The sequence below is a fragment of the Simiduia litorea genome, assembly GCF_042853465.1.
Taxonomy (GTDB): Bacteria; Pseudomonadota; Gammaproteobacteria; order Pseudomonadales; family Cellvibrionaceae; genus Simiduia; species Simiduia litorea.
Genome location: NZ_AP031497.1, coordinates 1,158,768 through 1,183,685, shown reverse-complemented (window position 1 = coordinate 1,183,685; position 24,918 = coordinate 1,158,768). Strand labels below are relative to the sequence as shown.

Genomic DNA, 24,918 nt, shown 5'->3' with positions numbered 1-24,918 from the left:
TATCAACCGCGCTCGGCGCCGTATTTTAACTCAATGGCAGCGCGCTTTTCTGGATCGACATTGACCTTGCTCAAGTCACCCTGAATATGCTTCAACGCCAACAGTCTTTTATCCATTACGCTAAACCATAACGGCGGCACATAAGCCACTAAAAACATACCGTAATACCCATTCGGTAAACGCGGTAAATCAGGAAAATCTCGCAGCGATTGGTAGGCGCGCGACATGTTAGCGTGATGATCGCTGTGACGTTGTAGATGAAACAGAATTTGGTTGGTCAGTTTATGATTGGAGTTCCACGAATGATAAGGCGCACAGGGCTCATATTTCCCGTTGGGTAATTTTTCCCGTAACAAACCATAGTGCTCTATATAGTTAGCGCTGGTTAATTGCCACCACGCCAAAACATTGTGAATGACAAGAAAGGGCAACATTTGCCACCCCAAGCCAATTAATATACCGCCCTGCAAGACTATCGATATCGCATAGGAGTGCAGAATGTCATTATCCCGACTCCATACAGATTTTCCTCGCCGCTCTAAACGACCTTTTTCTAGTAACCAAGCACGCTTACAAGCACCGGGAATTTCGCGCAGCGCAAAGCGATAGATGTTTTCTCCCATGCGCGACGACGCTACATCCTCTGGGGTAGAAACCTGTCGGTGATGTCCGCGATTGTGTTCGATCCAAAAATGGCCGTAAAAAGGCACCGCCAAGACAAACTTAGCTAGCCATCTGTCGAGTTTGCGTGGCTTGTGCCCCAATTCGTGGCCAGTATTGATACCGAGGCCAGCCGCTAAACCCAAGGTAATACTCACCGCCAAATAACCATGCCAAGGTAGATCGGCACGCGCCAACCAAACAGCAGCGCCGATAAACACAACGTAATGCATGGGCACAACAAGATAGGTCAGCCAGCGATAGTAACGATCCGCCTCGAGCTGCGGCACGAGTATTTCCGGGGGGTTATTGGTGTCTTCACCGATAAGCATGTCCAGCAAAGGGAATAAAACATAACCTTGCACAATGGGGAACCACAATAGCCAGACGTGATCGGTTAAGGTGTACAAGCCTATACCAATCCACGCAAAAAATGGGTTGATGACGGACCACGCCCACGCCAGACGCTTGCCGTCGCGGTAACTCACCGCTTCGCCTTGCTCATCCTTCGCAGAATAAGTTGGATTTAGCCAATTCACTGTTGCATCCTCGCATGCCATGACCGTTCGATCATCGTTTAAAACCAGCACTAAGGCAACTTTAGCTAGATAGAGGGTTATTGTGGCGCATAAAAAAGGCCGGAAGATGTCCGGCCTGAAATGAGGAGACAGCTTTAAAACATTAGAAACGCACGCCTGCGGCCAAGCCCCAAACAGATAGGTCAGCGTCGCCGGAAACGTCCGTGCCGTAGGTTGCAGAAGCCCAAACGTTCGGTGCGAAGAAGTACTTGGCTTCTAAATTCAGCACGCTTGAATCAGCTTCATCATAAACAACAACATTGGCGCCAAGGTTAAACGCTGAGTTGAAGTAGTAATCACCGCCAAGGGTGTAAGTGTCTTCTGCAATCACAGCGTCTAAGCCGAATGCAGACTCACCAGCCAGCTTAGCAACATACTTTACGCGACCGGCGTAATCGATATCATCGCCATTGTCGTCGGCATCTAACGCTAACAACAAACCATTTACGGGCTTGAAGCCGATTGACGCACCAAAGGTATCATCACCTTCATCAGGCGTGGTGTAACGGCCGGCCAAATATAAACCACTATCGAAGTAGTAATCTGCAGACACATTCCACGCATCAGCATCGCCAAAAGGGGTATCGATAGTCAAATAGTTCAACGACAAACCACCAACGTTTTCTAAAAACGCTGCTTCAGCCAAAGGGTGGCCTTGGGTAGAAACTTGCTGCCAATGGTAGGTACCCGCAACATTGATAGCATCAACCTCTGATTCATCTTCAGTTGTATAAGCAGCGGACAATTCCCACTGATAATCTTGGGCAATAGCCATGGTTGGTAAAGTAGCAACACACACGAGTGGCAGTAACTTGCGAAGAATACGCATAGAAAAACTCCTTTTAAATAAATCGCCATGATTGGACGCGCGGCATGGTAATGGAGTTTTATCAGGAAGAAAAGGTGTTGCGACTAAAGCGGCGATGCAAGCCAAATTATTTATACAAAAGCAGTACAGTCGTACATGGTTAGCGATACGCATATTTTTCTTTGCGTTATATTTATTTAATTACTTCACTGCCAACGCGCGACCAACGCGAAAATATTTGGAACTTAGTTGTCAACCAAATAATCCTTATACGCGCGCTCGCTAAGCATATGCTCAACCAACCAGCTGACCCCCCTTCCTGAATGATCAGCGCGCCAAGCTAAATAAAGGGGCGAGGTAAACTCAGGCTTTATCGCCGACAATGCGATCAAACGACCATCCTCAAGAAAGTGATCAATCCGTCGTTTCGGTAGAAACCCAAAGCCTAGGCCAGCTAGGATAGCTTGCTCTTTGGCATAATAATGGTCGACCAAAATTTGCCGCCTTACCTGATACAAACCGACGGAGCGCCGCGCCAAATGCCTTGCACTGTCGCGCAACACAATTTGCGCGTAAGACTTCAAATCCGCCTCCAAAACACCGTTAGCATACTGAGTTGCGAGCGGATGATCAGCGCCGCAAACGAGTTGAAATGACAAATCCCCCAGCGATCTTTTGGCAATTTTCAAACCTGCGAGCTCGGTATCTGAAACACCCACCAGCAAATCGACGCGCCGTTCGGCCAAGGCCTCCCAACAACCAGTGAGAGCCTCTTCTCGCACCTCAATCTCCATGGACGGGTTCAGGTGCGACAAGGTATTCACCAAGGGCCAAAGTGGCGCCATCGGTAAAATGGAGTCGACGGCAATGCGCAGACTCGGCTCCCAACCTGTCGCCACCAGACGCGCCTTATTAGTTAACAACTCAGCACCTTGAAGCAATTCACGCCCCTGCTTTAACACCATGCGCCCCTCAGCAGTCAGTACCGCCTTTTGCCCAGACCGATCAAACAACGACAAAGCCAAATAGGACTCCAACTGTTTAACCGTATAGGACAATGCCGAGGGAACTTTATGCAGCTCAAGCGCTGCGGCGGCAAAACTGCCTTTTCGGTCGATGGCATCGAGCACCGATAACGCCTCTAATGTGAGCACAAAACACCTAACCTCAAATTTTTTGATCAATTAATTCAAAATATACCGTTTTTAATATATCAACACAGTATTTATAGTAAATAAACGTTCAAAAAACATGAATATAGAGGTTGTTATGCACGCACTGATTATTAGAACCAGCATCCTAGGCGAGAACTCCAGCTCAAACCAATTAATTGACCACTGGCTGACAAACCATCAACCCAGCCACGTCACTGAACGTAATCTGGTCAGCTCGCCCATCCCGCACCTAGATGCCCATCGCTTTGGCGCCATCAATGCGGCTCAACCCGATGATCAACAAGCACCTATTCAGGCGCTCTCGAACACGCTGATTGCAGAAATTGAAGCTGCCGACCAGATAGTGATTGGCCTGCCTATGTACAATTTTGGCGTACCTTCGCAGGTGAAAGCGTGGATGGATCACTTAGCGCGCGCGGGCCGGACGTTTCAATACACCGCCAACGGCCCGCAAGGCCTACTAAAAAGCAAACCCGTCACGGTTATCGCCACTCGCGGCGGTGCCTATGCCAATACCCCGGAAGATAGCCAAGCGCCCTTTGTGAAACAGTTTCTTGCGTTCATTGGCTTAAAGGATGTTTCGTTTATTTACGCTGAAACACTCAGTTCGGCAGACAAAAGACCCGAGGCCCTAGCAGACGCGCAAGCACAATTAAGCGCAGCCTGAGTTACCATCTGAAAAAGCTAAGAGGTATACACCGTGAAAAGAGTCATTAAGGTCATCGCCGCCCAACCCACGAGCGACGGTGCTGGCGTCAATTTATACCGGTCACTTGGAACCCATCTGCTACCCGAGGCCAACCCGTTTCTGATGCTCGACGAGATTCGCTCAGATGAAGCTAAGGACTACCTCGCGGGCTTTCCTAGCCACCCGCACAGGGGCTTTGAAACGGTGACCATCATGCTCACCGGCAGCATGCGCCACAAGGATAGCCACGGTAACGAAGGCGTGATTGAGCCGGGTGGCGTGCAATGGATGACGGCGGGTAGTGGCATCATTCACTCCGAGATGCCTGAACAGCAACAGGGTAGGCTGTGGGGATTTCAGCTGTGGGTCAACCTACCCGCGCAACATAAGATGATGGCGCCGCGCTACCAAGATATTCGCGCCAACGAAATTCCCAGCCTGAAATTTAGTAACTCAACCGTTAGAGTGATGGCCGGACACCAGCAGGGCGTAACTGGACCAATTAGCGATATCGTGTCGAAGCCTCAGCTATTAGATGTAGATCTGGCTGGCGAAATCAGTCTAGAGCTCCCCAAAAGAGCCCTGCTATACGTATACGCGGGATATGTGACTGTGGCAGACAAGCGGGTGGACGCACAACACCTAGCCCTGCTTACAGAGGAGCAGACCCTGACACTGAGCGGTCAGGGTAAGGCCATGATTTTTGCGGCCGAACCGCTGAACGAACCCATTGCTCGACACGGTCCCTTCGTTATGAATACACGCGAAGAGCTCTATCAGGCCTTCGATGATTATCAACACGGGCAGCTTGGTTAAGCCACCCCGACATGGAGAGGCGCTAAATCTCTATTCAGCGTCGTACATATCACTGTCGTCATCTGCCCCAGAGAAGCTCTCCATTTGCGCCTCAAGCCAGGTAGAATTGGCTTTAATCAACGCTTTGTCGTCGGCCGAGGCCATTTTTTGCGCTTTTTCGGCCTCATCCATCGCACGTCTTGCCTCGGCCATACCGCTTTGTATTTGCGCAATCATCTCTTCACTCAAGCCCTGTTCGCGGAACTGTGCCACTTGGCTCTCCATTTCTTTAGCCGCAGCGCGCATTTCAACTTCCATACCATCCATTTGTACCGCAATCATGGCAACCATAATGCGCGATGCCTTGCTGGTAAACTGCTCGATATCACTGAAACCATGAGCCGACAACACGGCCTTAATTTCGCCCGTCATAGACGCCGGCGCACTGCGTATCGACTTAGCCCAAGACGCTCCACCATCGGTGATTTTGAAACCCTCGCTTTTTGCCTCAATGGCCTCCACTTCCTGTGGGTACTTCTCTGACAGTTGATCAAACCCAGCCATCGCACCCACATAGGCCTCAAGATCGGCCTTAGTCAGCTTTGAATCGGCAAGACTTACTTGGCTTATCAGCACTAACAACGCAAAAAAATAGGTTTTCATCACTTCATCCTTAACTAATTAGCAACCCGAAACCGGCATTCTGACCTCAAACCCCAGAAAAAGATATCGGACAAAAGTGCGTCCCTTCACACTCTACTATTTCCTCTAGCGCCCCATTCAGCCTACACTTAAGCGAACAAATTCTGGACTTAGTAGCAAGCGCATGAGCGACGGAACATCTAATTGCACTACACCGAGCTGCCCTGTGGGCGAAGCTAACTGCCCTATCATTGCCGAATTGATTACATTAAGAGAACTTGCTCGTACCGATGGCCTGACCGAACTGTTTAATCAGCGTCATTTCCGCGACGCGCTAAAACAAGAAATGGAGCGCACGCAACGCTCGCACAACCCGACCAGCTTGATGTTTGTCGACCTCGACTTTTTTAAATCAGTAAATGATGAGCATGGCCATGAAGTGGGTAACTTAGCCCTCAAACATATAGCAAAGTTATTAATTGATAACCTAAGGCGTTTAGATATTGCCTGCCGCTATGGAGGCGAAGAGTTTGTGGTTATATTGCCAGGTACAGATTTGTTTACAGGTCGCTATGTCGCCGAACGCATACGCATGCGCATTCAAGCATCGCCCGTACACATTAAGGGCGGGACACTTAATCTTACCGCCAGCATAGGCCTAGACACCTACCGATCTGATAGTACAGAAAGCGCCGACGAGTTTATTGCTCGAGCCGACGCACTGTTATACAAAGCAAAACAAACTGGGCGCAATAAAGTTGTGCACGGGACCACAAACTTCGACGCCCTAGCGCAAATCAATCAGGACGAAAAAGATGCCTTGGCTGCCGCATTTAGCATGCCGAGCAAAACCCCAAAACCAGCAAAAAAAACAACCAAAAAATAAACCTACAGACGACAAAACACTCGACTATTTTCTGTTCGCTGCCGAGTTAAAGCCCGCAGCGTAGCGCATCACATGGTAAATATAATTTTGCTCGTGAGTACTGTGAAATAAATGTGCCCAAGGGCCACCCGCATAGATCGCAACGTCTTCGCCACCGTGAGTTTCAGACGATAACGGCACTAATGATTCCTGAAAGAAACCTTTTTTTTGTACATCAACTTTTTGATGTATATGCCGCCCGGGGTTGGGCTCGGCAATTTCGCGCGCGGCTAAACTTGCCTGCTCGGCATAACCTGGACCGTTAATGTAACCAAGCGTGGTATAAGGCTTTCCATCCGCGGCCAATGTTGGCATTGTAGCGCGAACACCGTTTTGATCGGGGCCATGAACCAAGCCAAGAATTGGGTTGCCGCGGGCAGGGTAGCCACCCATGGTAAATACATGGCTATGATCGGCAGTAACGATAACCAAAGTGTCTTTTAAATCTACTAAGGCTAAAGCTTTCGCCACAGCGTCGCTCAATGCCTTGCCATCGCCCAGCGCACGCGCCGCATTACCCGCGTGATGAGCGTGATCAATGCGGCCGCCCTCAACCATCAAAAAGTAGCCTTTTTTATTGCGTTTTAAACGATTAATAGCAATTTGAGTCATTTCAGCTAAAGACGGTTCTGAATACCTTTCTAGCGGTCTATCGAGTTCGTAGGCCATATGCGATGGGCTAAACAAACCCAAAAGTTTGGCTCGGTTGTTGGCTTTTTCCAACACTGCCAATTGCGCGCCATTCCAAACAAACTCACCCTGCGTTTTAGCTCGCCACTCATCGATCAGGTTGCGCCCGTCGGTGCGCTTACCGGTTACTTCGGGATGTTCAGGATCTTGCTCACTTGTCGGCAAAAAATTCCTGCGACCGCCGCCCAAAATCACATCGAGGCCTTCGCCCACAGAAAATTCAACCAACTGCCGAGCTATATCCTTACAACCATTCTTACGCGCTTCTTCGGTCAAGTCGGCATCATTCTCCCAATCGCGATCAGCCGCGTGAGCATAAGTTGCTGCAGGTGTGGCGTGCGTTATACGCGCTGTGGACACGATACCGGTGGCCATACCGCGCTGCGCTGCTTGCTCCAAGAAAGTTTCAACTTGGTTGCCCTTACTGCTGGCACATTGACCGAGTAGAACTTTCTGATTGACCGAGATCAAACCATGGCCGGTTTTAATACCCGTCATCATCGCACTCATCGTACCCGCCGAATCTGGCGTTTGAAGATTGGTGTTATAAGTTTTAGACAGGGCTGTGTAAGGCAATGCATCCCAAGCAAGGGAATTCTCTTCACCGCTACTGCCCCGGCTTTGACCATCGTAAATACGAGTGGCCGTTACCGTGGAGATACCCATGCCGTCGCCCACGAATAAAATGATATTTTTAGCCTTGGTCTGGTTGGGTTTAAGCGCAAGCGCTTTAGCAATAGCGGCTTCGCCATCGGCATACCATGACTCTGGTGATTCGGCTAAGACTACTGATGCTAAGGGAAGCACTAGACACAAGAGCGCACTGCGACTGAACTTATTCATCATCAAAACCTTCTTCTTCCGGCGTCATCGGCTTAGGTGCTTCTAGTGTGGCGGGTTTTAATTCTCTATCGAGCATGCCATCTTCATCGTCGTCATCAGCGTCTACCTCTGCCGCCTCCATGACCGCTTTTTTCTGACGCCTTGGCTGTAAAATTCCAATGTGATAAGCGGCAAAACCAGGCAGCACAAATTGATCCAGAGCCATGCCCAATACACGCCCTTCGTGAGCCGAAATAATATCTCGTTTCTCGTTGCTGATAGGATTAATCACCTGCCCCAACACATCACCTTTTTTTACCTTTCCGCCCAGTTTTACAGCACTGAATAAAATACCAGAGGAATTAGCCCTAACCCAGGAAGACCGATAAAATGCCGGCGACGGTTTTGCCCACAAACTAAAGCTGGGGTACATGCCGTTTTTTTCCAACAGCGTGTTGATGGCTTTAACACCTTCTTCCACTACTTCAACCTGCATGCGCATGGGCTCGCCAGCCTCCAAGGTAACAGCAGGAATGCCAGCTCTGACTGCAGCCGCTCGCAAAGAGCTACCGTTGCCACTGGTATTAAGTACGGGAATATCGCCAAATAAATCGGCAAATTCTGCCACAGCAGGCTTGCTCATATCAGCGCGCAATTGGGTAATATTGGTTCGGTAAAATGAGCCGGTGTGCAAATCAACCAATGCGTTGCAATGCTTAATAACATCCGTAAAAAACGCATGCGCAAGGCGCGAGGCAACACTGCCGCGATCATTACCCGGAAAATAGCGATTGAGATCTCGACGATCGGGTAAATAGCGCGAATTGCGTGAAAAACCCAACAGGTTAACGATGGGGACACCGACGACCATGCCGTGTAACTTCTTCGGATCAATGTCATATAAAACACGCCGAACCATCTCGATGCCGTTTAGTTCGTCGCCATGAATTGCAGCGGTTAAACACAAGGTAGGGCCATCATAAGCGCCGTTGGCGACTAAAACCGGTGTGTCAACCGCCATTCCCGCAAAAGATTTAGAGGGCGTCCAATCCAATCGAGATGTGGTAGCCGGCGGCACATCAACACCCAAAAGCCGACGCACACTATTAGGCTTTTGCCCTACATTGGCGGTACTTAACAGTGCTGTTTCAACCGCTTGCGCCTGCTCGCCGGAGGCGGTTGCGGCACTCGACTCTGGCGCTAGGTCCTCTGGAAAAATTACACTGCCAGGCGTTGGCGCAATCACTTCATTCAGATCAATGTTGGTCGCGGTAGGACTAGCGGCATCGGTTGAATAGGGCGCGGGTGATTCGGCCGCCTGATGCTCAGCCTCTACTTGAGCCGCTTTACTATTTACGGGCTGAATTGTCGCGTGACTTGGCTCGCCAACGACAGGCTCAGGGGCTTCGGCCTCCAAGGGTTGATCTACCGACTGACTCGATTCGCCCGCAACGGGTCCTGTTTGATAATGACGCTTCGACGCGGCATCATCGGACGTTTGGCTCCAAACCGTAAGGCTAAAAACAACAAGGCAGACGACTGCTACAAAGCGGAAACGATGAATGGCCATATATCCAAGGGGCTGCTGATTTACCAAGTGCCATTGTGATAGCCCGCAGGGAAAACTGCAAACTATGGCAGCACTCCAATTTTAATCTTTTGCTCATTCGCACCCGGCGGCGCGCAAAGCCCGCGAGTCCAGACGCCCATACCACGCATAGCCTGATCATCTAATTTACTTACTTGAAAACACTTGTCGCCTATCACAACTTCTTGAACACCGTTAACGTCGGCCAACAAGGTACCCACGGCAGCAGTTGGTGCCACGCGACCGGGTTCGATTTGACTGAGGCGGTTATTGAAAGCGGCATCAAACACGGTACCCTGGCCCTGATGCGGGCCTGGCTGGGTAACCTCCTGGCCGACATAGGTGTCCGACCACGCCTGCAGCACTGCGGCTTTCGACTCTGCTATTGACGGCGTGACACGGGCAGCATTATCCGCAATCTGGGCGTTAGCGCCGACATCCTTGGTCGCTGCTTGCTTCGCATCGGAGACAGTCGGTGCTGGCTCGACCCGTTGCTGGAACTCAGAACCCACACTTAACCGCTCCGTAACGTCACTCGATTGCGCCTCACTAGGCGCTTGTAAATGCAGCCTTAATACCTTATTTGGCTTAGGGGATGCGCGCTCCAAGGGCGTCAACACCACAATAGCCAGCACAATGAGCACAGCCAATCCATACCAAACCAAGCGACTGAGCCTAACTTGCCGAGGCTCGAACACCGCCTCCTCGGCAAAGATAGGCATTTCGAGGCTTGCCACATAGGTGCACTCAGCCGCCGTCAATATCTTCGCGTCGGCCAAATCATAATCAAGACGCAAAGCGGCCGGCAGCTCGCCAACATCCGCATTTACCCGCACCGATGTGAAATGTAGACCTAAATTCATCACTGTTGGACAGGTGCCAAAAATAGAAGTTCATGGCTTAGCTCCCAATTTGTGGCATAACCGGTTAATCTACGCCGCTAGGTATGCATATAAATCAGAGGCTAAAAAGCCCGTATTCGAGGAGAGTGGCAAGTCGTGCAAACTGCCGTATTAAAAGAAGTCACCATTGATAACGTTATTTTTGGATTAGACGGAAACAAACTTCAAATATTACTGGTGAAACATGCCATCGGTGAGAGTAAAGGTTCTTGGGGTCTGCCCGGAGGTCGTATTGGCATGAACCAAGACATAGATGCCGCCGCCGCCGCCGCGCTCTATGATCTAACCGGTGCCCGCGACCTCTACCTCGAGCAATTTAGGGCCTTCGGCCGGGTAGACCGCGCTCGCGAACGGGTGTTAACGATTGCCTATTACGCACTCGTTAGGCCCGAGAGTTGCGCTATCGCACCGGGTGAAAGTGCCGAAGCCGTAGCCTGGTTTGACATTAAAGACGTTCCCCCTCTCATTTTTGACCACCGCGAAATACTGGATTTTGGCCTAGCCTTTCTTCGTCACAAGATTCGCCACGAGCCCATCGGCTTCAATCTATTACCGGATAAATTTACCCTGCTGCAACTGCAAGAGTTATACGAAGGCATCTTAGATGTGAGTCTGGACAAGCCAAATTTTCGCCGCAAAATGACGAAGATGAATCTCTTGGTTTCCTGTAATGAAAAGCAACAAGGGGTAGCCCATCGCGCTGCCACCCTGTACCGTTTTGACCCCGCGGTTTACGAAAGCTTAATGGAACAAGGTTTTGTCTTCGTGGTGTAATTTTTTATCTCATCGCACCCGACCTAGCTAACGCTAAGATCAACAAGCATAAAAAAACCGCCTTTCGGCGGTTTTTTTATCGAGCGAGAGCGGGCAATTACATCATGCCGCCCATGCCACCCATGCCGCCCATATCAGGCATTGCTGGGCCTTTTTCTTCTGGTAAATCAGCAACCATTGCCTCGGTGGTGAGCATCAAGCCAGCAATAGAAGCCGCCGCCTGCAATGCAGTACGGGTTACTTTAGCTGGATCGAGAATACCCATTTCCAACATGTCGCCATAGGTGCTATTACCGGCGTTGTAACCGAAGTTACCGGTACCATTTTTCACCTTGTCGGCCACCACAGACGCTTCTTCGCCGGCATTGGTCACGATTTGACGCAGTGGGGATTCCATTGCGCGACGGGCAAGGTTAATACCTGCCGTCTGGTCTTCGTTGTCACCAACCAAGTCTTTGATCGCAGCAACAGCGCGAATCAAAGCAGTACCACCGCCAGGCACAACGCCTTCTTCAACGGCAGCACGGGTTGCATGCAACGCATCTTCTACGCGCGCCTTCTTCTCTTTCATTTCAACTTCGGTGGCTGCGCCTACTTTGATCACCGCAACACCGCCAGCTAATTTTGCTACGCGCTCTTGCAGTTTTTCACGGTCGTAATCAGAAGATGTATCTTCGATTTGTACACGAATTTGTGCAACGCGCGCCTGAATGTCGGCTGCATTACCGGCACCGTCAACGATGATGGTGTTTTCTTTGCTCAAGGTTACGCGCTTGGCGCTGCCTAAATGCTCGAGCGTAGTACTTTCCAAGTCCAAACCGATTTCTTCAGAAATAACAGTTGCACCCGTCAGTACAGCAATATCTTGCAGCATAGCTTTACGACGATCGCCGAAACCTGGTGCCTTACAAGCCGCAACTTTCACAATACCGCGCATGTTGTTAACAACCAGCGTTGCCAAGGCTTCGCCTTCAACATCTTCTGCAACAATGATCAACGGCTTGCCAGATTTAGCCACGGCTTCCAACACCGGCAATAATTCGCGAATGTTAGAAACTTTTTTATCGACCAACAACAAGAAGGGATTGTCGTGTTCGGCAATCATGTTGTCTTGGTTGTTGATGAAGTAAGGTGACAAGTAACCACGGTCAAACTGCATACCTTCAACGATATCCAATTCGTTTTCCAAGCTATTACCTTCCTCAACGGTGATAACGCCTTCTTTGCCAACTTTATCCATGGCTTCTGCGATGATACCGCCGATGGATTCATCGGAGTTGGCAGAAATAGTACCTACCTGAGCGATCGCTTTGTTGTCTGTGCACGGTTGAGCGATAGACTTAATGTGTGCAACAGCAGCGATAACAGCCTTGTCGATACCGCGCTTTAAGTCCATTGGGTTCATGCCAGCGGCAACGGCTTTCAGGCCTTCGTTAACGATAGATTGCGCCAACACGGTTGCCGTGGTGGTGCCGTCACCGGCGTCGTCAGAAGCTTTAGAAGCCACTTCCTTCACCATCTGCGCGCCCATGTTTTCAAACTTGTCTTCTAGGCTGATGTCTTTTGCCACAGATACGCCGTCTTTTGTAACGGTTGGCGCGCCAAAAGATTTCTCTAATACAACGTTACGGCCTTTTGGGCCCAAAGTGATTTTTACCGCGTCGGCTAAAATATTTACGCCTTTCAGCATTTTCTGGCGAGCGTCATTGCCAAATTTTACGTCTTTTGCAGCCATGTTTAATTCCTCAAATTCAGTTTACGTGGGGAGTATTGAAACTAGTAAATTAGTCTTCCAATACGCCGTAAATTTCACTTTCGCTCATGATGATCAGCTCTTCGCCGTCGATCTTTAGCGTGTTGCTATCGGCATAGCGGCCGAACACAACTTTATCGCCAACCTTGACGGTGCAAGCGCGAACATCGCCGTTATCCAATACGCGACCAGCGCCAACTGCAACCACTTCACCTTGGTTAGGCTTTTCTTTTGCAGAGCCGGCCAGCACGATGCCGCCCGCTGACTTGGCTTCTTCTTCTTTGCGACGAACCACAATGCGGTCATTTAGTGGACGAATTTTCATGGATTTCTCTCCAGTACTAGCGTTTGTTTAACACTGATTAAGACTGACCTTTCGGTCTAAACCCTGAAATAAAGCCAATTTGGCATTTTTCAAGCGTTCAAAACAAAAAGGGGTTTCAAATTTCGTGAAGTCTAAATGGGGGGGGCGATGGAGGATTTCAACACCTCCAGCAAAATAATTATGGCTCGCGACGGTATTCGCCTTCGATCACATCCGGCGCTGGTGCCTTAGTAGCAGGGTCATTGGCTGAAAATCCGCCGGCCATGAATACTCGGCCTCGGCTGCGTTTGAGCAAACCACCCACCAGCATAGATCTGATGCCAGGCGTTAAGCAGAGGAAGCCTACCGCATCGGTAATGAACCCTGGCACCAGTAAGAGCAAACCACCCGCTGCCAAGAATACGCCCTGCACCAACTCTTCTGCCGGCAATTCCCCTGCCGCCATTTTTTGTTGGGCGCGCAACAAGGCGCTAAAGCCCTGTATTCGCAATAAGGTCACACCCAAGAGCGCCGTAAAAATAACCATTAATACGGTGGTCAACGGCCCAATAGCGCTCCCGACTTTAATCAGCAGCCATAGTTCAGCCATGGGCAATAGGATGAATAACAATAACAACGGCATAATTAACTCCTTTCCTAACCTCTACAATGGTTACGATATGACCAATTTCAACCCATCACACCCAATCTACCCCTTTAGAAGGGTAAAGGCTAAGCGAGTTCCAACCCAAGGGTTCAGCCATAAAAAAACCCAGCCTACGCTGGGTTTTTCTGCCCACACCTAGTTACCACTGATAGCCAACACCAACGGTAATGCGTGTATCTAAGCTTTTGGTGTCTTGCTGAGGCTGATTATCGTAATCGTACTCATGTTTTATCTCGCCGAAGATCCCGCCGAAAATTGGCATCAAGAAGCCGGTATCAGCGTCGAATTGCCAATTCTCGTTGTTCTCATTAGAGACGGAGTAGTTACTGATGTGGAAAAACTCACCACCAAAGTCAAACTTGTAGCGATAGTTCAGACCTGCAGTCCAGGCGGCGCGCTTATCTTGGCCCTCAAAATCAGGCTCGGGCACTTCTGGCGTAATAAAATACTCATCCACCCACGATGCACCCATGCGCAAGCTTAACGCGGTAATGTCATTTTCCCAGAACTGATAACCCAAACCGGTACCGGCGCGGGTTTTCGACTCAATGGATTTAGCATCGTCAAAACTATAAGCCAAGGTATTGGTCCAGAACCAGCGCTCTGCGAAGAACCAGTCAAATTGGTATTCAGCTAAGCCACGCTCTTGCTTGGGATCTGGATCTTTTTCCTTGGAATCGAATTGCAATATGCCGCCATGACGATAATCGCCCCGCCGGTAGACATTATAAGCATCCAACACCCAGGTATCTTCGATCTTATTACCCCGATCTTGGAAACCCGTCATGCTGATTTTGCCCGTGTATGTGGAGGACCCCATCAAAAAGTCCTCATAGGGCTCAACTTTGTTAATGGTCAGTAAAGGCGTGTCGCCGGTTGCGCCGCCAGAACAGCTAAATAACACCTTGGGACCGTCCATGCCCACCAACGCACAAGGCTCCTCGTGACCATCAATCTTAACTAATTCACTACTTTCCAAATTATCGATGGCGGATTTTGGAACCGTAATTTCGCCCAAAGATTCAGATAGCCAAACGAGATTGTCGGCATCCATACTCTTGATTTCACCGGCCAATATATCGCCGTTTTTAAATTCTAATTTGCCAGCTAACGCCGACTGCGCCAGTATTAGCACCAGCAAGCTCAGAAACCATTTCATGACATCTCCATTACACTTTCGCGCGAATTAAACCATTTCGCGGATTTTAAACGAATTTAGTTCAAAAATGACAGATAAAGAGTTTCAGACGCACATTTATCAACTTTTGTATGACATCCCAGCAGGAAAGGTAACCAGCTACGGACGGCTCGCAGCCATGGCTGGCTTTCCAAGACGGTCACGCATGGTGGGGAAAATCCTAAAGGCCTTGCCTCAAGGCGGCAAACTACCCTGGTATAGAGTGACAACCTCAACGGGACGGCTCGCCTTCCCGCTCGACTCGGCAGATTATAAACGCCAGCGGGGCTTACTCGAGGCCGAGGGCGTGATATTCGAGCAGGGAAAAGTGCCCATCAAACACTATTTGTGGCGCCCTTAAGCTCAGAGCTTTCGCCCCAAGGCGCTACCAAAAATAACAAAAGCATCCCGGGAATGGCCACAAGCGCGCACAATAAGAAAAACGGATACCAACCCAGTAACTCCACCAACCAGCCGGTACTGGCATTAACAAAGGTACGTGGAATAGACGCCAATGCCGTAAATAGTGCCAGCTGCGTTGCGGCAAATAAGGGGCTGGTTTCCCGTGCCTGAAAGGCGGTAAAGGCCGCCGTTCCGAGGCCAACACCCAAATACTCGGCGGCGATAACTAAAGCCAAATAGGTATTGTTCGGCTCCTGCAAAGCAAGCCAGGCAAAACCAAAGATAGTGGTTAATTGCACTACGCCAAATATCCACAGCGCTCGGTTGATGCCCCAGCGCAACATCAATAAACCACCTAAAAGCCCTCCCACAATCGCTGGCCAAAGCGCTGCATTCTTGGCCACCAAACCGATATCGCTAAGGCTGTAACCGAGGTCAATATAAAATGGCGACGACAAGGCCGTTGCCATGTTGTCGCCCAATTTATAGAGCAACATAAACAGCAGCAGCAATGCCGCCCCCAACAGCCCCTTGCGACCAATAAACTCTTGAAAAGGCGCAACCACAGAACTAAAAAAAGTACGCTGCCGTAATTCGAGCTGCTTGGGTTCAACAAACCAAAAGGTGGCGGCAATAGCCGCCAACATAAAACCGGCAACAATGCTGAACACCCAAGACCAAGCGAGGTGATCGGCCAGTATTAAGGCTAAGGAACCGGGAACGAGACTCGACAGCCGATAGGCCTGCACGTTAATGGATAAGCCAATGCCTAATTCGGCATCGGGCAATATTTCGCGTCGAAAAGCATCCAATACAATATCTTGCGTGGCACTGAAAAATGCCACCAATGCGCTGAGCGTAGCCACCAACATCAGCGAACTTTTGGGGTCGATAAAACCTAAAGCTGCAATGGACGCAAGCAAGCTCACTTGAGTGGCGAGCATCCATCCCCTACGGCGCCCCAGCAATGGCAAGCTATAGCGATCAAGTAACGGCGCCCAGAGGAATTTCCACGTGTAAGGAAAACCAATTAACGCAAATAAACCAATTTCAGCTAGGCCCACACCTTCGGTGCGCAACCAGGCCGGCACGAGTTGAATTAACACATACAGCGGCATGCCCGAAGCAAAGCCCGTGGCGACACACACCAACATACGCCGATTAAAAATTGATCTGCGGTAAAATGCCCAATCCATATAACCCCCAATTCCAACCGGCACGGTAACAGAATCCCCGCGCTGGTCGCCAGTTGTTATACTGCTGACCTTTAAAAGCCCAAGCCCAACCGAAGACTTAATGCTGTGAACAACCTACTCGACGTTAAAAACCTAACCAAGCGCTATGGCAAATCAACAGCCGTTAACGCGATCAATTTCTCTATTCAACAAGGTCATTGTTTTGGTTTACTCGGTCCGAACGGCGCCGGAAAAACCACGACCATTGAAATGATTGAGGGCATCACCCCCATTTCTGAAGGCGAAATTTTATATAAAGGTGCCCAGCAGGATCAGCGCTTTAAAAACGAAGTGGGTATTCAATTTCAATCCACCGCGCTGATGGATCATTTAACCGTCGCCGAAGTTCTCGCCCTGTTTGCAGGACTTTACCCGCAGCACGCCGCTATCCCCGAGCTAGTGCAACAATGTCAACTGGGTGAATACCTAGACCGCGACGCGGCAAAGCTCTCCGGCGGCCAGCGCCAACGCCTGCTGCTGGCCTTGGCCTTAATCAATGATCCCGCCATCGTATTCTTAGATGAGCCAACCACCGGCCTAGATCCACAGTCGCGAAGAAACTTTTGGGATTTGGTGGAGCGCATTAAAGCGCAAGGTAAAACCATCGTGCTCACCACCCACTATATGGATGAAGCACAATACCTGTGCGATCAACTGGTGATTATGGACAGAGGCAACATCATCGCCCAAGGCAGCCCCGAGGCCTTGTTAGCCGAGCACTTTGATCAGGTGTTTGTGTGTCTGGAGGCCGCCGCGCTGACCGAGCAGCAAGCGCAGCTATTCGATGCCGAACGCCATCGGGATCAATGGCAAATTGCCGCCAACCACGTGGAAACTACCTTAAACCAGTTACTCGCCCACCAGGTTGCGCTCACCAGCTTACAAATTCGCACGCCGACATTGGACGATTTATTTTTAAAGCTCACCGGTCACACGCTGCGCGATTAATGGAATGATGCTATGAAACGCCTTTTCGCCTTATTTATGGCGCGCAACAAAGAGTACTACCGCGATAAAAGCTCGTTAATCTGGTCTTTTGTCATGCCACCACTGATTATTGGCTTGGTGGCACTGGCCTTTAACAATGGCGGCCAAAAATTATTCAAGGTGGGCGTGCTCGACAGCGACACCGCCATCACCTTATTCGATCCAGCCTTTACCCGCCTTGTGCCAGTGGCCGAACTCGCATTTGGCCAACAGCGTATTGCGCACCACCAATTGGATATTTTGGTTGATCAAACATCGCAACAATATTGGCTGAATCCAAACAGCGAAAAAGGCCGCGTACTGGAAGCCTTACTCACACACAAAAATCACTGGCAGCGCCAGGAAATCTCCGGCCAAGCAGTGCGCTACGTAGACTGGGTAGTGCCGGGTATTCTAGGTATGAACCTGATGTTTTCCGGCTTGTGGGGTATCGGTTACGTGATAGTGCGATACCGAAAAAACGGCGTACTCAAACGCCTACAAGCGACACCGGTTCATCCCGTTGAATTTATCGGTGCCCAAATCGCATCGCGCATGATCATCATGTTGATGGTCTCTACCATCGTTTACCTAAGTTGTGACGCCTTCTTAGACTTTTTAATGCTGGGCAGCTATTGGGATTTACTGGTGATCGCCATCCTCGGCAATTTGAGTGTGCTATCGCTCGGTTTATTGGTGGCAGCGCGCAGTGCCAGCGAGGAGTTTGCCAACGGTCTACTCAATTTCGTTAGCTTTCCCATGCTGATGGTGTCGGAAGTGTGGTTCTCACTCGATGGCGCGCCTGCATGGCTACATGCTATCGCCAACCTCAGCCCCTTAACCCACATGGTAAAGGCCGCGCGGGCGGTGATGGTGGATGGCGCAAGCCTAGGCCAAGTCAGCGATCACTTAGCAGCGCTAGCGCTAATCACCGCGCTACTCATCGGGCTAAGCGCATGGCTATTTCGCTGGCAGGAAAAATAGCCAAGGCCCAGCTTAATCGCTGGTAGGGTTAATCGCGGAAATTATCAAATTGCAAAGGCATTTCAATATCCGATGCTCTTAACATAGCGATGACCTCTTGCAGGTCGTCGCGCTTTTTACCCGTCACCCGCACTTGGTCGCCCTGCACCTGCGACTGCACTTTAAGCTTCTTATCCTTAATCATCTTGACGATTTTGCGACACAGGTCGGCGTCTAACCCGGTGCGCACGGTCACCGCCATGCGCGTCAACTTGCCACTCATTACCGGTTCAGCCACATCCAAACACGCGATATCGATACCAGCCTTGTGCAAGGCGCCCTGAAAGATATCGAGCATCTGGCGCACCTGAAATTCAACTTCGGCAATGAGCGTCACTACATAATCTTTGCGCTCAAAGCTTGCGTCGACGCCCTTGAAGTCGAAGCGTGTGGTAATAATTCGTGTAGACTGATCCACACAGTTGGTCAGTACTTGCTTATCGACTTCAGACACAATATCAAAGGTAGGCATAATCAATCTCTCCTAAACGAATGGCGCGATAATAGCAGATCTGCCGCACCGAATACTCGGCAGCCAAGAGGCCCGCCTTGCCAAAGGCCCAAACTCAACTATTTTTAAGGGATGAGCAGGGAAATCGCTATGCACAATCATGTTTGCTTTACCTATTTACAGCTCCGCAATCCGAGCCAAGATGTGCTGTTTAGTGGCTCAGAAGACTATCGCGCCACCCTCGATGTCATTGCCGACCTATCGCAAAACCACACCCGTATTGGCGCTTTCTGCCTACTCGAGCAGGAAGTTCACCTGATTGCACTCGCCGATGCAGCGCAAAGCCTCGCGCTATCCCAAGCCCTTCTTGATGCACTCACCGGCAACCCCAATCACCCGCTGAGCCGGCACTGGACATTCAAAGAGACTAGCCGCAAACAGCTTCCGCAACTACTCGCGCAAATGCATCGTCTGCCCTGTACTCGTGGCCTGTGCAGCAACGCCGACATATACCCGTGGACCAGCCATCAGGCCTTTGCCCAACCGAGCCTTGCACCCACTTGGTTAAGTACCGAGGCGCTTTGGCGCCTAATTACACCACGCCACTCCAATCGAGTTAGGGCTTACTTACATCTACTCGAGCAGCGCACTTGGCCCTCTGCCCCACAAACACCCAGACAACATCAATCAACGAGCCTAACTACCGAGGCCAGCGAGCTAACGGAGCGTCGAGTAGCGGAATTTGTATTGCGCGATCACCAAACGCAATGGCCGCATTTAAGCCATCACCGCTCTCAAAGGCGCAAGCAGTATTTAGCCGGGCTCAGCTGCGCACTGTGCCAATACTTGGCCATTTTTGATGAGAACAACACAATATTAAATGAGCTGTTTGACTGTTCTGTAGAAGAATTAATAGGTTTGGCAAGGCTGGCAAGCCGTGAAGCTAGTCAATACATTATTACCAGCGCCAGCAAGCTAAGCGCGCCTGCTGTGGCCAGCCTGCACCTACCTAACACTAGTGACAAAAGCCGTGTACAAACGACTTACCCAATTAGCGATGCCACAAAAGCAGGCACCGATGAATGGCCTGAAGCAGTGGATGACGAAAGTGAATTCATTACCAGCGCCGATGACATAGACCTGCCGCTGGACTTTCCCAATGAAGAAGATGTGGCGCTAGACCTACCCACTATCCGCCTAGTAGCAAGGCAATAAGCGCCGCCGCACACACCCATAAAACGAGCGCGCGGGACATTAGCCCCACCAAGTTATCGATTTCTCGCAGGGCCTCGGTATCGCCTGGCGATATTTCACGCACCAAGGCGCCATCCAGACCCAGTGCACCGCGATTAAACGCCTCAATAACCATGGGCGTTGGGCTGGCCATACACAAGCCCAAGACTCGCCAGCGCTCGGCACAGGCAACAAAATTACCCACCATCGCCACAGACAAATAGTAAACACGGGCCGCCGGCCACTCTAAAATCCAGAGCAAACGCTGCGACAAGGGCGATTCAGCCGTGACCGGTTGACGCGCGTAAATTGCCGCCAATCGATACAGTAATGCACCGGGGGCACCTAGAACCGCGAACCAAAATAACACCACAAACATCCGCTCAAAACCACGGTAACTAATGGCTTGAAACGCTTCGGCGTGCACTCCCTGCCACTCGCCATCGGTTTGACAGGAGAGCTCGCCATCTAAGCGCAGCGCATTAACGGCTTCACAGGCACTTACATTGGCCTGATCCAACCAAGCCGCGCGATAATTTTGCACCAACACATCGAGCCGACCGCGGCCGAGCGCAAACAGTAAAACCGGCACATTGATGACGATGATCCACTTCGCAGACAAGCCATATAACAAGGCTAAACATAGCGCTAGTAACACGAAAACAGGCAAGCCCACCAACAAAAACAGGCGCAAAACAGGGCCAGCAGTGAGCCGATGAACGCGCTCAATTAAACCTAAATACCAAGCGTCACGATGCAAAGGGCCACCCGACCCCCACCACTGAACCAGCGCTAAAACTACGAGTAAGCTGACAAATCCCATTATTATTCTCCAATCAGCGATAGGTAGCGCGGCCAATCAAAATACGGCCCCGGGTCGGTTTTTCGCCCGGGCGAAATATCTGAATGCCCTGTTATTCTCGCCCGGGTAATACTCGGATACAGGCCGCGTATTGTTTGCGTCAACTGCCCAAGCACCTCGTATTGAACATCGGTGAAAGGCACATAATCAGACCCCTCTAGTTCAACACCAATAGAATAGTCGTTGCAATTGGCACGGCCCTCAAACACTGACTGACCCGCATGCCAAGCGCGCCGGTTTAACGGTACAAACTGCAGTAGCTGACCCGAGCGTTTAATATAAAAGTGCGCTGAAACCTGCAGGCCCTCTATTTCACGATAGTAGGGATGCACAGTCCAATCGAGTTTATTTAAAAATAATGCCTCCACCTCAGAGCCGCCGAAATTATCAGGAGGCAAGCTGATATTGTGGATCACCAGTAGGCTAGGCTCTATGCCATCAGGGCGGTCATTAAAATTGGGCGAAGCCAATCGACGGGCGGCGTCTAGCCACAGGTCTTGACCACGATGTAAGGGTTTTTCAACAGACACACACTGGCCTCATCAATGAGCAAAGACCAGTATATAAGAAAAGCGCGAGTCTTAACGACCGCGAGTTGATCGCAAGTTGCCAATAACCGCCTCTAATGCGCGGTCAAATAACATACCGTCATCGAGCGATTGCAACTGACCATCGCGCAGGGCTTGGGCAAACTCAGGCGCGGTCTTTTCCGCTACCTTCATACCGGCGCGATTAACGAAAATATATTTGCCCGTGGCTTTGATAATCGCGGCCAAGCGGCAGCGGTATTGCTGGCTGCCATCATTGTGCTCAAACCAACTGCCAGGGGACATTCTCGCCACTTGCATGAGCAATGGATCATTCGGATCTTGCTCGAGCTTTGCCTGAACTTCTGACTCAGCAGGTAGAGCCGCAATCACAGATTCAACCATTGCCTGCGGCGTCTGCTCTATAACTGGCGCCGCCACTGTTTTAATCGCTTCAACGTCTTTAACAGCATCAACCTGTTGCACTGCTTTTTGTTCGGCGGGCTCACGTTTTTCGTTTGTAACAGCTTGAGGTGGTGTAGGCGCTGCCGCTTGTGCTGGAGCCACAGGCGCCTTTAGACGCGCCAGATGGACACCTTGCAACTGTTTGAACAGCTGCGTCATCTCGAACGGGTTGTAGGACACACTCTCGAGACCTGTGCGTAAACGCTTCAACAAATCCGGCACCAGCTGCAGCATCTTGGCGCGACTTTCTTTATCGAGTGTTGCACTCACACTCCAAACAAGATCAGCCGCCGTTTGCAATACATCTTTCCACTCGTCGCTTTGCGTGTCGTGCTTAAGGCAGGTCAAAAACAACACATTACCCCAGGCTTCATGCAACAACTTAAGCACCGGCTCGGGTAAATTGCGGCCACCGATAAGCGCGTTGACACTCTGATTAACCAAGGCTCGCGCCTGTTCAGATTTTGCTTTACCGTCTTCGGCATCAAGCGTGCGCTGCTCTAAAATTGACGCTCGGCGCTTTTCCTTTTCGGTGAACGACACAAAGTCGGCCAACATTTCGGAAAAAATTGATACATCACTGTCAAAATCAGTGATTAATGTTTGAACAATCGCGGATATTTTCTTAAACAGTGCATCTTTTTCACCGCCGTCGCCCTGCCAACCAAGAGCCGCCGTGGCCAATTCGTTTAACAAGCGCCGCGCTGGATGGCCGCCTTTGCCGAAGAATGACTTATCAGCAATGGCGACTTTCAATAAAGGAATTTGTAAGCGCCCTAACAACGCCTTCATCGGCGAGGCTAAGTTTCGATCGTCGAGGATAAACTCGAACATCATATTAACGAGGTTGATTACATCGTCGTCAAGCTGACCTAACTTCTTCCCGTCATCGCGGGCGCGCAACACGTGATCGAGCACCGATTTAATATTGCGCTGCCCACTGGGCAAATCACGCTGCTGAAGCTGCGACAACAAGCGCATAACATCTGTGGTGCCAATGGTAGGAGAACCAGAAAACTCAGGTGTTAACTGATCGCCATCCACACCGCCACGCTGCTCAGCAAGGAGTTGTTGTAGGGTTGATAGCACTTCGTTGTCAACACTTGAGTTACCACTCGCCTGACCGCCAGCGCTGGTATAACCAGATTGACCGCCTTGTTGGGTTGGCGCTCGCTGAGCTACTGCTGCTCTGCGATCCTGCCGCAACTGCCCCTTCAAGGAGGGCAGAATATTATGTTCCACCAAGGTTTTATTGGCTTCGTCATACAAGTTGCCAAGCTGGGTAACCACCAGCCGATCAAACAGCTTAAAGAGTACGAGACGCGCTTTTATATCTAGCGTCATGCAGCCACTAGCGGAAACAAAACCGGCACACAGTACATCTGGGCCTAAAGGGTTATTCTTCTGGTATACCTTATGGGGCACCAAGCTATCCAAGCGCAAGGCGAGGTGCTGAATAGATTCCGCAAAGCGCTCATTGGCCTTGGTAATCATTGAATCTGTGGCAACTAACTCCTCAAGCTCATCATTCTGAACCAGAGACAAGTTATCTAGGGAGAATTCTTCATCCGACAGGTCGCCACTCTCGGCTTTGGCCTCACCACCGGCCAACACTGCAAACGCGCTGTCTACCTGATCGGCAAACTGCGTTTCAACGTTACGGCGCTTCAGCCGCACTTCCCGCATAGATTCGAAATAGAGGTTTTGATCTTGGTTATTCACCGCCCTATCAGCCAGCTCAAATAAAGAGTCATCGGCCTTATCAAATAAGGTACGGAGTAAGCCTGCGAGTATCTGCTTACCTTTTTGTTGAACAGCTTGCACAGGCACAGGCAACCGAGCTAGCAGCGCGCGATCAATGCGCCGGCTTTCGATTTTTGCATCTGGCTTCAAAGGCACTACTTTTGCCCCTGTGCTTCCTGTCGACATGGTAGAACTCCACCGGTGGTCGGTTTAACTAAGACACGGATATTGCATGATGGATGAGCCATCGGATAGTAGTATAAACGAGCCCTCGCACATACCCAGAGGTAACTACTGATATCGAGAATTGCATCACATCATGTTATAAGTACTTGTGATTTTAAGATCGGTTTATTTGGGCATAATCGTAATTTCGACTTATTTAGGTATAGCTGGGTATAAAAAAGGCCATGGACACAAATCCACACGCAAGCACAGACAAAATCGGCAGGGGCATGCTAACCCTCGTGTGGATATTTGCGCTAGGGCTGTTAACGCTGATCTTTGGCCGCTGGGAAGACCATCAAGTCAATCCCAACCAAAGCCCCAGCAGCCAAAGGCTGGGCACTACTACCGAAGTACTATTAACTGCGAACCGCCAACATCACTACCTCGCCAACGGCCAGATAAACAACCAACCAGTCACCTTCCTGCTCGACACTGGCGCAACACACGTCTCTGTACCGGCACACCTAGCACAAAAACTAGGTTTAGAGCGCGGACAAGCCATGACCTCGACAACTGCCAATGGCAAAGTAACCGTATACTCAACCCGCATTAGCCGTCTCGACCTAGGCGCTATACAGCTCTACAACCTTCAAGGCAGTATCAACCCCGGCATGAAGGACGATGAAGTATTGCTGGGCATGAGCGCACTCAAACAACTCGAAATTCGCCAACTGGGCGATACACTGACCCTCATACAACACCACTAAATTGACGAAAATGAAGTCAACAGTAGACAGCTTACAGTTGACAGGAAAAGCGAAGGTCAAAAGCGGCGCTACGAGCGAGCAACCGAGGTTTTTAATGGACGCTTACTTAGCTGGGGGAAGCCCCGCGC

25 protein-coding genes are annotated in these 24,918 nt (G+C 50.4%); 9 read left to right on the top strand and 16 right to left on the bottom strand.

Annotated features, from left to right (window positions below; translation table 11 throughout):
- Positions 1 to 2: 2 nt before the first annotated feature.
- From ACGHTT_RS05250 to ACGHTT_RS05240, 3 genes are all read right to left on the bottom strand, one after another.
- The gene (locus tag ACGHTT_RS05250) at positions 3 to 1,199 is read right to left on the bottom strand and encodes an alkane 1-monooxygenase (protein ID WP_390593955.1); all 1,197 of its coding nucleotides are present in this window, start codon (positions 1,197 to 1,199) and stop codon (positions 3 to 5) included.
- A 142-nt stretch (positions 1,200 to 1,341) separates the two neighbouring features.
- Positions 1,342 to 2,067 (bottom strand): putative porin, encoded by a 726-nt coding sequence (locus tag ACGHTT_RS05245; RefSeq protein WP_390593954.1) that lies wholly within the window; start codon positions 2,065 to 2,067, stop codon positions 1,342 to 1,344.
- A gap of 224 nt (positions 2,068 to 2,291) precedes the next feature.
- A complete protein-coding gene (locus ACGHTT_RS05240) occupies positions 2,292 to 3,200 on the bottom strand; it encodes a LysR substrate-binding domain-containing protein (RefSeq protein ID WP_390593953.1) in 909 nt (302 codons plus the stop codon).
- 115 nt (positions 3,201 to 3,315) lie between these two features.
- On the opposite strand from ACGHTT_RS05240, the gene ACGHTT_RS05235 reads away from it, so the two are divergent.
- Both ACGHTT_RS05235 and ACGHTT_RS05230 read left to right on the top strand, forming a co-directional pair.
- Positions 3,316 to 3,888, top strand: a complete 573-nt coding sequence (locus ACGHTT_RS05235) for an FMN-dependent NADH-azoreductase (RefSeq protein ID WP_390593952.1) — start codon at positions 3,316 to 3,318, stop codon at positions 3,886 to 3,888.
- A 33-nt stretch (positions 3,889 to 3,921) separates the two neighbouring features.
- Positions 3,922 to 4,725 (top strand): pirin family protein, encoded by an 804-nt coding sequence (locus ACGHTT_RS05230; protein WP_390593950.1) that lies wholly within the window; start codon positions 3,922 to 3,924, stop codon positions 4,723 to 4,725.
- A 30-nt stretch (positions 4,726 to 4,755) separates the two neighbouring features.
- Here ACGHTT_RS05230 and ACGHTT_RS05225 read toward each other — a convergent pair whose 3' ends face one another.
- Positions 4,756 to 5,367, bottom strand: a complete 612-nt coding sequence (locus ACGHTT_RS05225; protein ID WP_390593949.1) for a hypothetical protein — start codon at positions 5,365 to 5,367, stop codon at positions 4,756 to 4,758.
- Positions 5,368 to 5,530: 163 nt separating this feature from the next.
- Between ACGHTT_RS05225 and ACGHTT_RS05220 the strand changes: the two genes are divergently transcribed.
- A complete protein-coding gene (locus ACGHTT_RS05220) occupies positions 5,531 to 6,232 on the top strand; it encodes a GGDEF domain-containing protein (RefSeq protein ID WP_390593948.1) in 702 nt (233 codons plus the stop codon).
- Between the two features lie 24 nt (positions 6,233 to 6,256).
- Here the strand turns inward: ACGHTT_RS05220 and ACGHTT_RS05215 are convergent, their stop codons facing one another.
- The 3 genes from ACGHTT_RS05215 to ACGHTT_RS05205 all read right to left on the bottom strand — a co-directional run bounded on the left by ACGHTT_RS05215 (position 6,257) and on the right by ACGHTT_RS05205 (position 10,237).
- Positions 6,257 to 7,807, bottom strand: a complete 1,551-nt coding sequence (locus ACGHTT_RS05215; RefSeq protein WP_390593946.1) for an alkaline phosphatase — start codon at positions 7,805 to 7,807, stop codon at positions 6,257 to 6,259.
- On the bottom strand, positions 7,797 to 9,353 hold the full coding sequence (locus tag ACGHTT_RS05210; RefSeq protein ID WP_390593945.1) for a succinylglutamate desuccinylase/aspartoacylase family protein: 1,557 nt from the start codon (positions 9,351 to 9,353) through the stop codon (positions 7,797 to 7,799). The genes ACGHTT_RS05215 and ACGHTT_RS05210 overlap by 11 nt, the downstream gene beginning before the upstream one ends.
- Before the next feature lie 62 nt (positions 9,354 to 9,415).
- Positions 9,416 to 10,237, bottom strand: a complete 822-nt coding sequence (locus tag ACGHTT_RS05205) for a hypothetical protein (protein ID WP_390593944.1) — start codon at positions 10,235 to 10,237, stop codon at positions 9,416 to 9,418.
- Between the two features lie 132 nt (positions 10,238 to 10,369).
- On the opposite strand from ACGHTT_RS05205, the gene ACGHTT_RS05200 reads away from it, so the two are divergent.
- Positions 10,370 to 11,047 carry an NrtR DNA-binding winged helix domain-containing protein gene (locus ACGHTT_RS05200; protein WP_390593943.1) on the top strand — a complete coding sequence of 226 codons (678 nt, stop codon included), beginning with the start codon at positions 10,370 to 10,372 and terminating at the stop codon, positions 11,045 to 11,047.
- 97 nt (positions 11,048 to 11,144) lie between these two features.
- On the opposite strand, the gene groL is transcribed toward ACGHTT_RS05200, so the two are convergent.
- The 4 genes from groL to ACGHTT_RS05180 all read right to left on the bottom strand — a co-directional run bounded on the left by groL (position 11,145) and on the right by ACGHTT_RS05180 (position 14,930).
- Positions 11,145 to 12,782, bottom strand: a complete 1,638-nt coding sequence (gene groL / locus ACGHTT_RS05195; RefSeq protein ID WP_390593942.1) for a chaperonin GroEL — start codon at positions 12,780 to 12,782, stop codon at positions 11,145 to 11,147.
- Positions 12,783 to 12,831: 49 nt separating this feature from the next.
- Positions 12,832 to 13,125, bottom strand: coding sequence for a co-chaperone GroES (locus ACGHTT_RS05190; RefSeq protein WP_290261618.1), 294 nt, complete (start codon positions 13,123 to 13,125; stop codon positions 12,832 to 12,834).
- A gap of 178 nt (positions 13,126 to 13,303) precedes the next feature.
- Complete coding sequence (locus ACGHTT_RS05185) at positions 13,304 to 13,747, bottom strand: FxsA family protein (RefSeq protein ID WP_390593941.1); 444 nt, start codon at positions 13,745 to 13,747, stop codon at positions 13,304 to 13,306.
- Between the two features lie 163 nt (positions 13,748 to 13,910).
- On the bottom strand, positions 13,911 to 14,930 hold the full coding sequence (locus ACGHTT_RS05180; RefSeq protein WP_390593940.1) for a DUF481 domain-containing protein: 1,020 nt from the start codon (positions 14,928 to 14,930) through the stop codon (positions 13,911 to 13,913).
- 67 nt (positions 14,931 to 14,997) lie between these two features.
- On the opposite strand from ACGHTT_RS05180, the gene ACGHTT_RS05175 reads away from it, so the two are divergent.
- Complete coding sequence (locus ACGHTT_RS05175; protein WP_390593938.1) at positions 14,998 to 15,309, top strand: MGMT family protein; 312 nt, start codon at positions 14,998 to 15,000, stop codon at positions 15,307 to 15,309.
- Here the strand turns inward: ACGHTT_RS05175 and ACGHTT_RS05170 are convergent.
- The gene (locus tag ACGHTT_RS05170) at positions 15,284 to 16,546 is read right to left on the bottom strand and encodes an AmpG family muropeptide MFS transporter (protein WP_390593937.1); all 1,263 of its coding nucleotides are present in this window, start codon (positions 16,544 to 16,546) and stop codon (positions 15,284 to 15,286) included. The two genes, ACGHTT_RS05175 and ACGHTT_RS05170, sit on opposite strands and share 26 nt — an antisense overlap.
- Positions 16,547 to 16,651: 105 nt before the next feature.
- Between ACGHTT_RS05170 and ACGHTT_RS05165 the strand changes: the two genes are divergently transcribed.
- Entirely contained in the window at positions 16,652 to 17,533 is an 882-nt protein-coding gene (locus ACGHTT_RS05165) for an ATP-binding cassette domain-containing protein (protein ID WP_390593936.1), read from the top strand.
- A gap of 12 nt (positions 17,534 to 17,545) precedes the next feature.
- The gene (locus ACGHTT_RS05160; protein ID WP_390593935.1) at positions 17,546 to 18,535 is read left to right on the top strand and encodes an ABC transporter permease; all 990 of its coding nucleotides are present in this window, start codon (positions 17,546 to 17,548) and stop codon (positions 18,533 to 18,535) included.
- Positions 18,536 to 18,563: 28 nt separating this feature from the next.
- Here ACGHTT_RS05160 and ACGHTT_RS05155 read toward each other — a convergent pair whose 3' ends face one another.
- Complete coding sequence (locus ACGHTT_RS05155) at positions 18,564 to 19,046, bottom strand: YajQ family cyclic di-GMP-binding protein (RefSeq protein ID WP_390593933.1); 483 nt, start codon at positions 19,044 to 19,046, stop codon at positions 18,564 to 18,566.
- A gap of 129 nt (positions 19,047 to 19,175) precedes the next feature.
- On the opposite strand from ACGHTT_RS05155, the gene ACGHTT_RS05150 reads away from it, so the two are divergent.
- Positions 19,176 to 20,240 (top strand): hypothetical protein, encoded by a 1,065-nt coding sequence (locus ACGHTT_RS05150; RefSeq protein WP_390593931.1) that lies wholly within the window; start codon positions 19,176 to 19,178, stop codon positions 20,238 to 20,240.
- Here ACGHTT_RS05150 and ACGHTT_RS05145 read toward each other — a convergent pair.
- From ACGHTT_RS05145 to ACGHTT_RS05135, 3 genes are read right to left on the bottom strand one after another with little or no spacing between them, the layout of a single operon-like run.
- A complete protein-coding gene (locus ACGHTT_RS05145) occupies positions 20,215 to 21,081 on the bottom strand; it encodes a hypothetical protein (protein WP_390593930.1) in 867 nt (288 codons plus the stop codon). The two genes, ACGHTT_RS05150 and ACGHTT_RS05145, sit on opposite strands and share 26 nt — an antisense overlap.
- 2 nt (positions 21,082 to 21,083) lie before the next feature.
- Positions 21,084 to 21,650: a 1,6-anhydro-N-acetylmuramyl-L-alanine amidase AmpD gene (ampD, locus tag ACGHTT_RS05140; protein WP_390593928.1), complete on the bottom strand. Its 567-nt coding sequence runs from the start codon at positions 21,648 to 21,650 to the stop codon at positions 21,084 to 21,086.
- Between the two features lie 51 nt (positions 21,651 to 21,701).
- Positions 21,702 to 24,041, bottom strand: a complete 2,340-nt coding sequence (locus tag ACGHTT_RS05135) for a DUF1631 domain-containing protein (protein ID WP_390593926.1) — start codon at positions 24,039 to 24,041, stop codon at positions 21,702 to 21,704.
- 224 nt (positions 24,042 to 24,265) lie between these two features.
- Between ACGHTT_RS05135 and ACGHTT_RS05130 the strand changes: the two genes are divergently transcribed.
- Positions 24,266 to 24,790, top strand: a complete 525-nt coding sequence (locus ACGHTT_RS05130; protein ID WP_390593925.1) for a TIGR02281 family clan AA aspartic protease — start codon at positions 24,266 to 24,268, stop codon at positions 24,788 to 24,790.
- Positions 24,791 to 24,918: the final 128 nt, after the last annotated feature.

Coding starts and splice junctions, on each gene's coding strand:
- ACGHTT_RS05210 (WP_390593945.1), bottom strand. CDS start 9,353: ATGGCCATTCATCGTTTCCGCTTTGTAGCAGTCGTCTGCCTTGTTGTT.
- ACGHTT_RS05235 (WP_390593952.1), top strand. CDS start 3,316: ATGCACGCACTGATTATTAGAACCAGCATCCTAGGCGAGAACTCCAGC.
- ACGHTT_RS05190 (WP_290261618.1), bottom strand. CDS start 13,125: ATGAAAATTCGTCCACTAAATGACCGCATTGTGGTTCGTCGCAAAGAA.
- ACGHTT_RS05155 (WP_390593933.1), bottom strand. CDS start 19,046: ATGCCTACCTTTGATATTGTGTCTGAAGTCGATAAGCAAGTACTGACC.
- ACGHTT_RS05180 (WP_390593940.1), bottom strand. CDS start 14,930: ATGAAATGGTTTCTGAGCTTGCTGGTGCTAATACTGGCGCAGTCGGCG.
- ACGHTT_RS05130 (WP_390593925.1), top strand. CDS start 24,266: ATGGACACAAATCCACACGCAAGCACAGACAAAATCGGCAGGGGCATG.
- ACGHTT_RS05135 (WP_390593926.1), bottom strand. CDS start 24,041: ATGTCGACAGGAAGCACAGGGGCAAAAGTAGTGCCTTTGAAGCCAGAT.
- ACGHTT_RS05245 (WP_390593954.1), bottom strand. CDS start 2,067: ATGCGTATTCTTCGCAAGTTACTGCCACTCGTGTGTGTTGCTACTTTA.
- ACGHTT_RS05160 (WP_390593935.1), top strand. CDS start 17,546: ATGAAACGCCTTTTCGCCTTATTTATGGCGCGCAACAAAGAGTACTAC.
- groL (WP_390593942.1), bottom strand. CDS start 12,782: ATGGCTGCAAAAGACGTAAAATTTGGCAATGACGCTCGCCAGAAAATG.
- ACGHTT_RS05150 (WP_390593931.1), top strand. CDS start 19,176: ATGCACAATCATGTTTGCTTTACCTATTTACAGCTCCGCAATCCGAGC.
- ACGHTT_RS05185 (WP_390593941.1), bottom strand. CDS start 13,747: ATGCCGTTGTTATTGTTATTCATCCTATTGCCCATGGCTGAACTATGG.
- ACGHTT_RS05145 (WP_390593930.1), bottom strand. CDS start 21,081: ATGGGATTTGTCAGCTTACTCGTAGTTTTAGCGCTGGTTCAGTGGTGG.
- ACGHTT_RS05225 (WP_390593949.1), bottom strand. CDS start 5,367: ATGAAAACCTATTTTTTTGCGTTGTTAGTGCTGATAAGCCAAGTAAGT.
- ACGHTT_RS05175 (WP_390593938.1), top strand. CDS start 14,998: ATGACAGATAAAGAGTTTCAGACGCACATTTATCAACTTTTGTATGAC.
- ACGHTT_RS05215 (WP_390593946.1), bottom strand. CDS start 7,807: ATGATGAATAAGTTCAGTCGCAGTGCGCTCTTGTGTCTAGTGCTTCCC.
- ACGHTT_RS05170 (WP_390593937.1), bottom strand. CDS start 16,546: ATGGATTGGGCATTTTACCGCAGATCAATTTTTAATCGGCGTATGTTG.
- ACGHTT_RS05220 (WP_390593948.1), top strand. CDS start 5,531: ATGAGCGACGGAACATCTAATTGCACTACACCGAGCTGCCCTGTGGGC.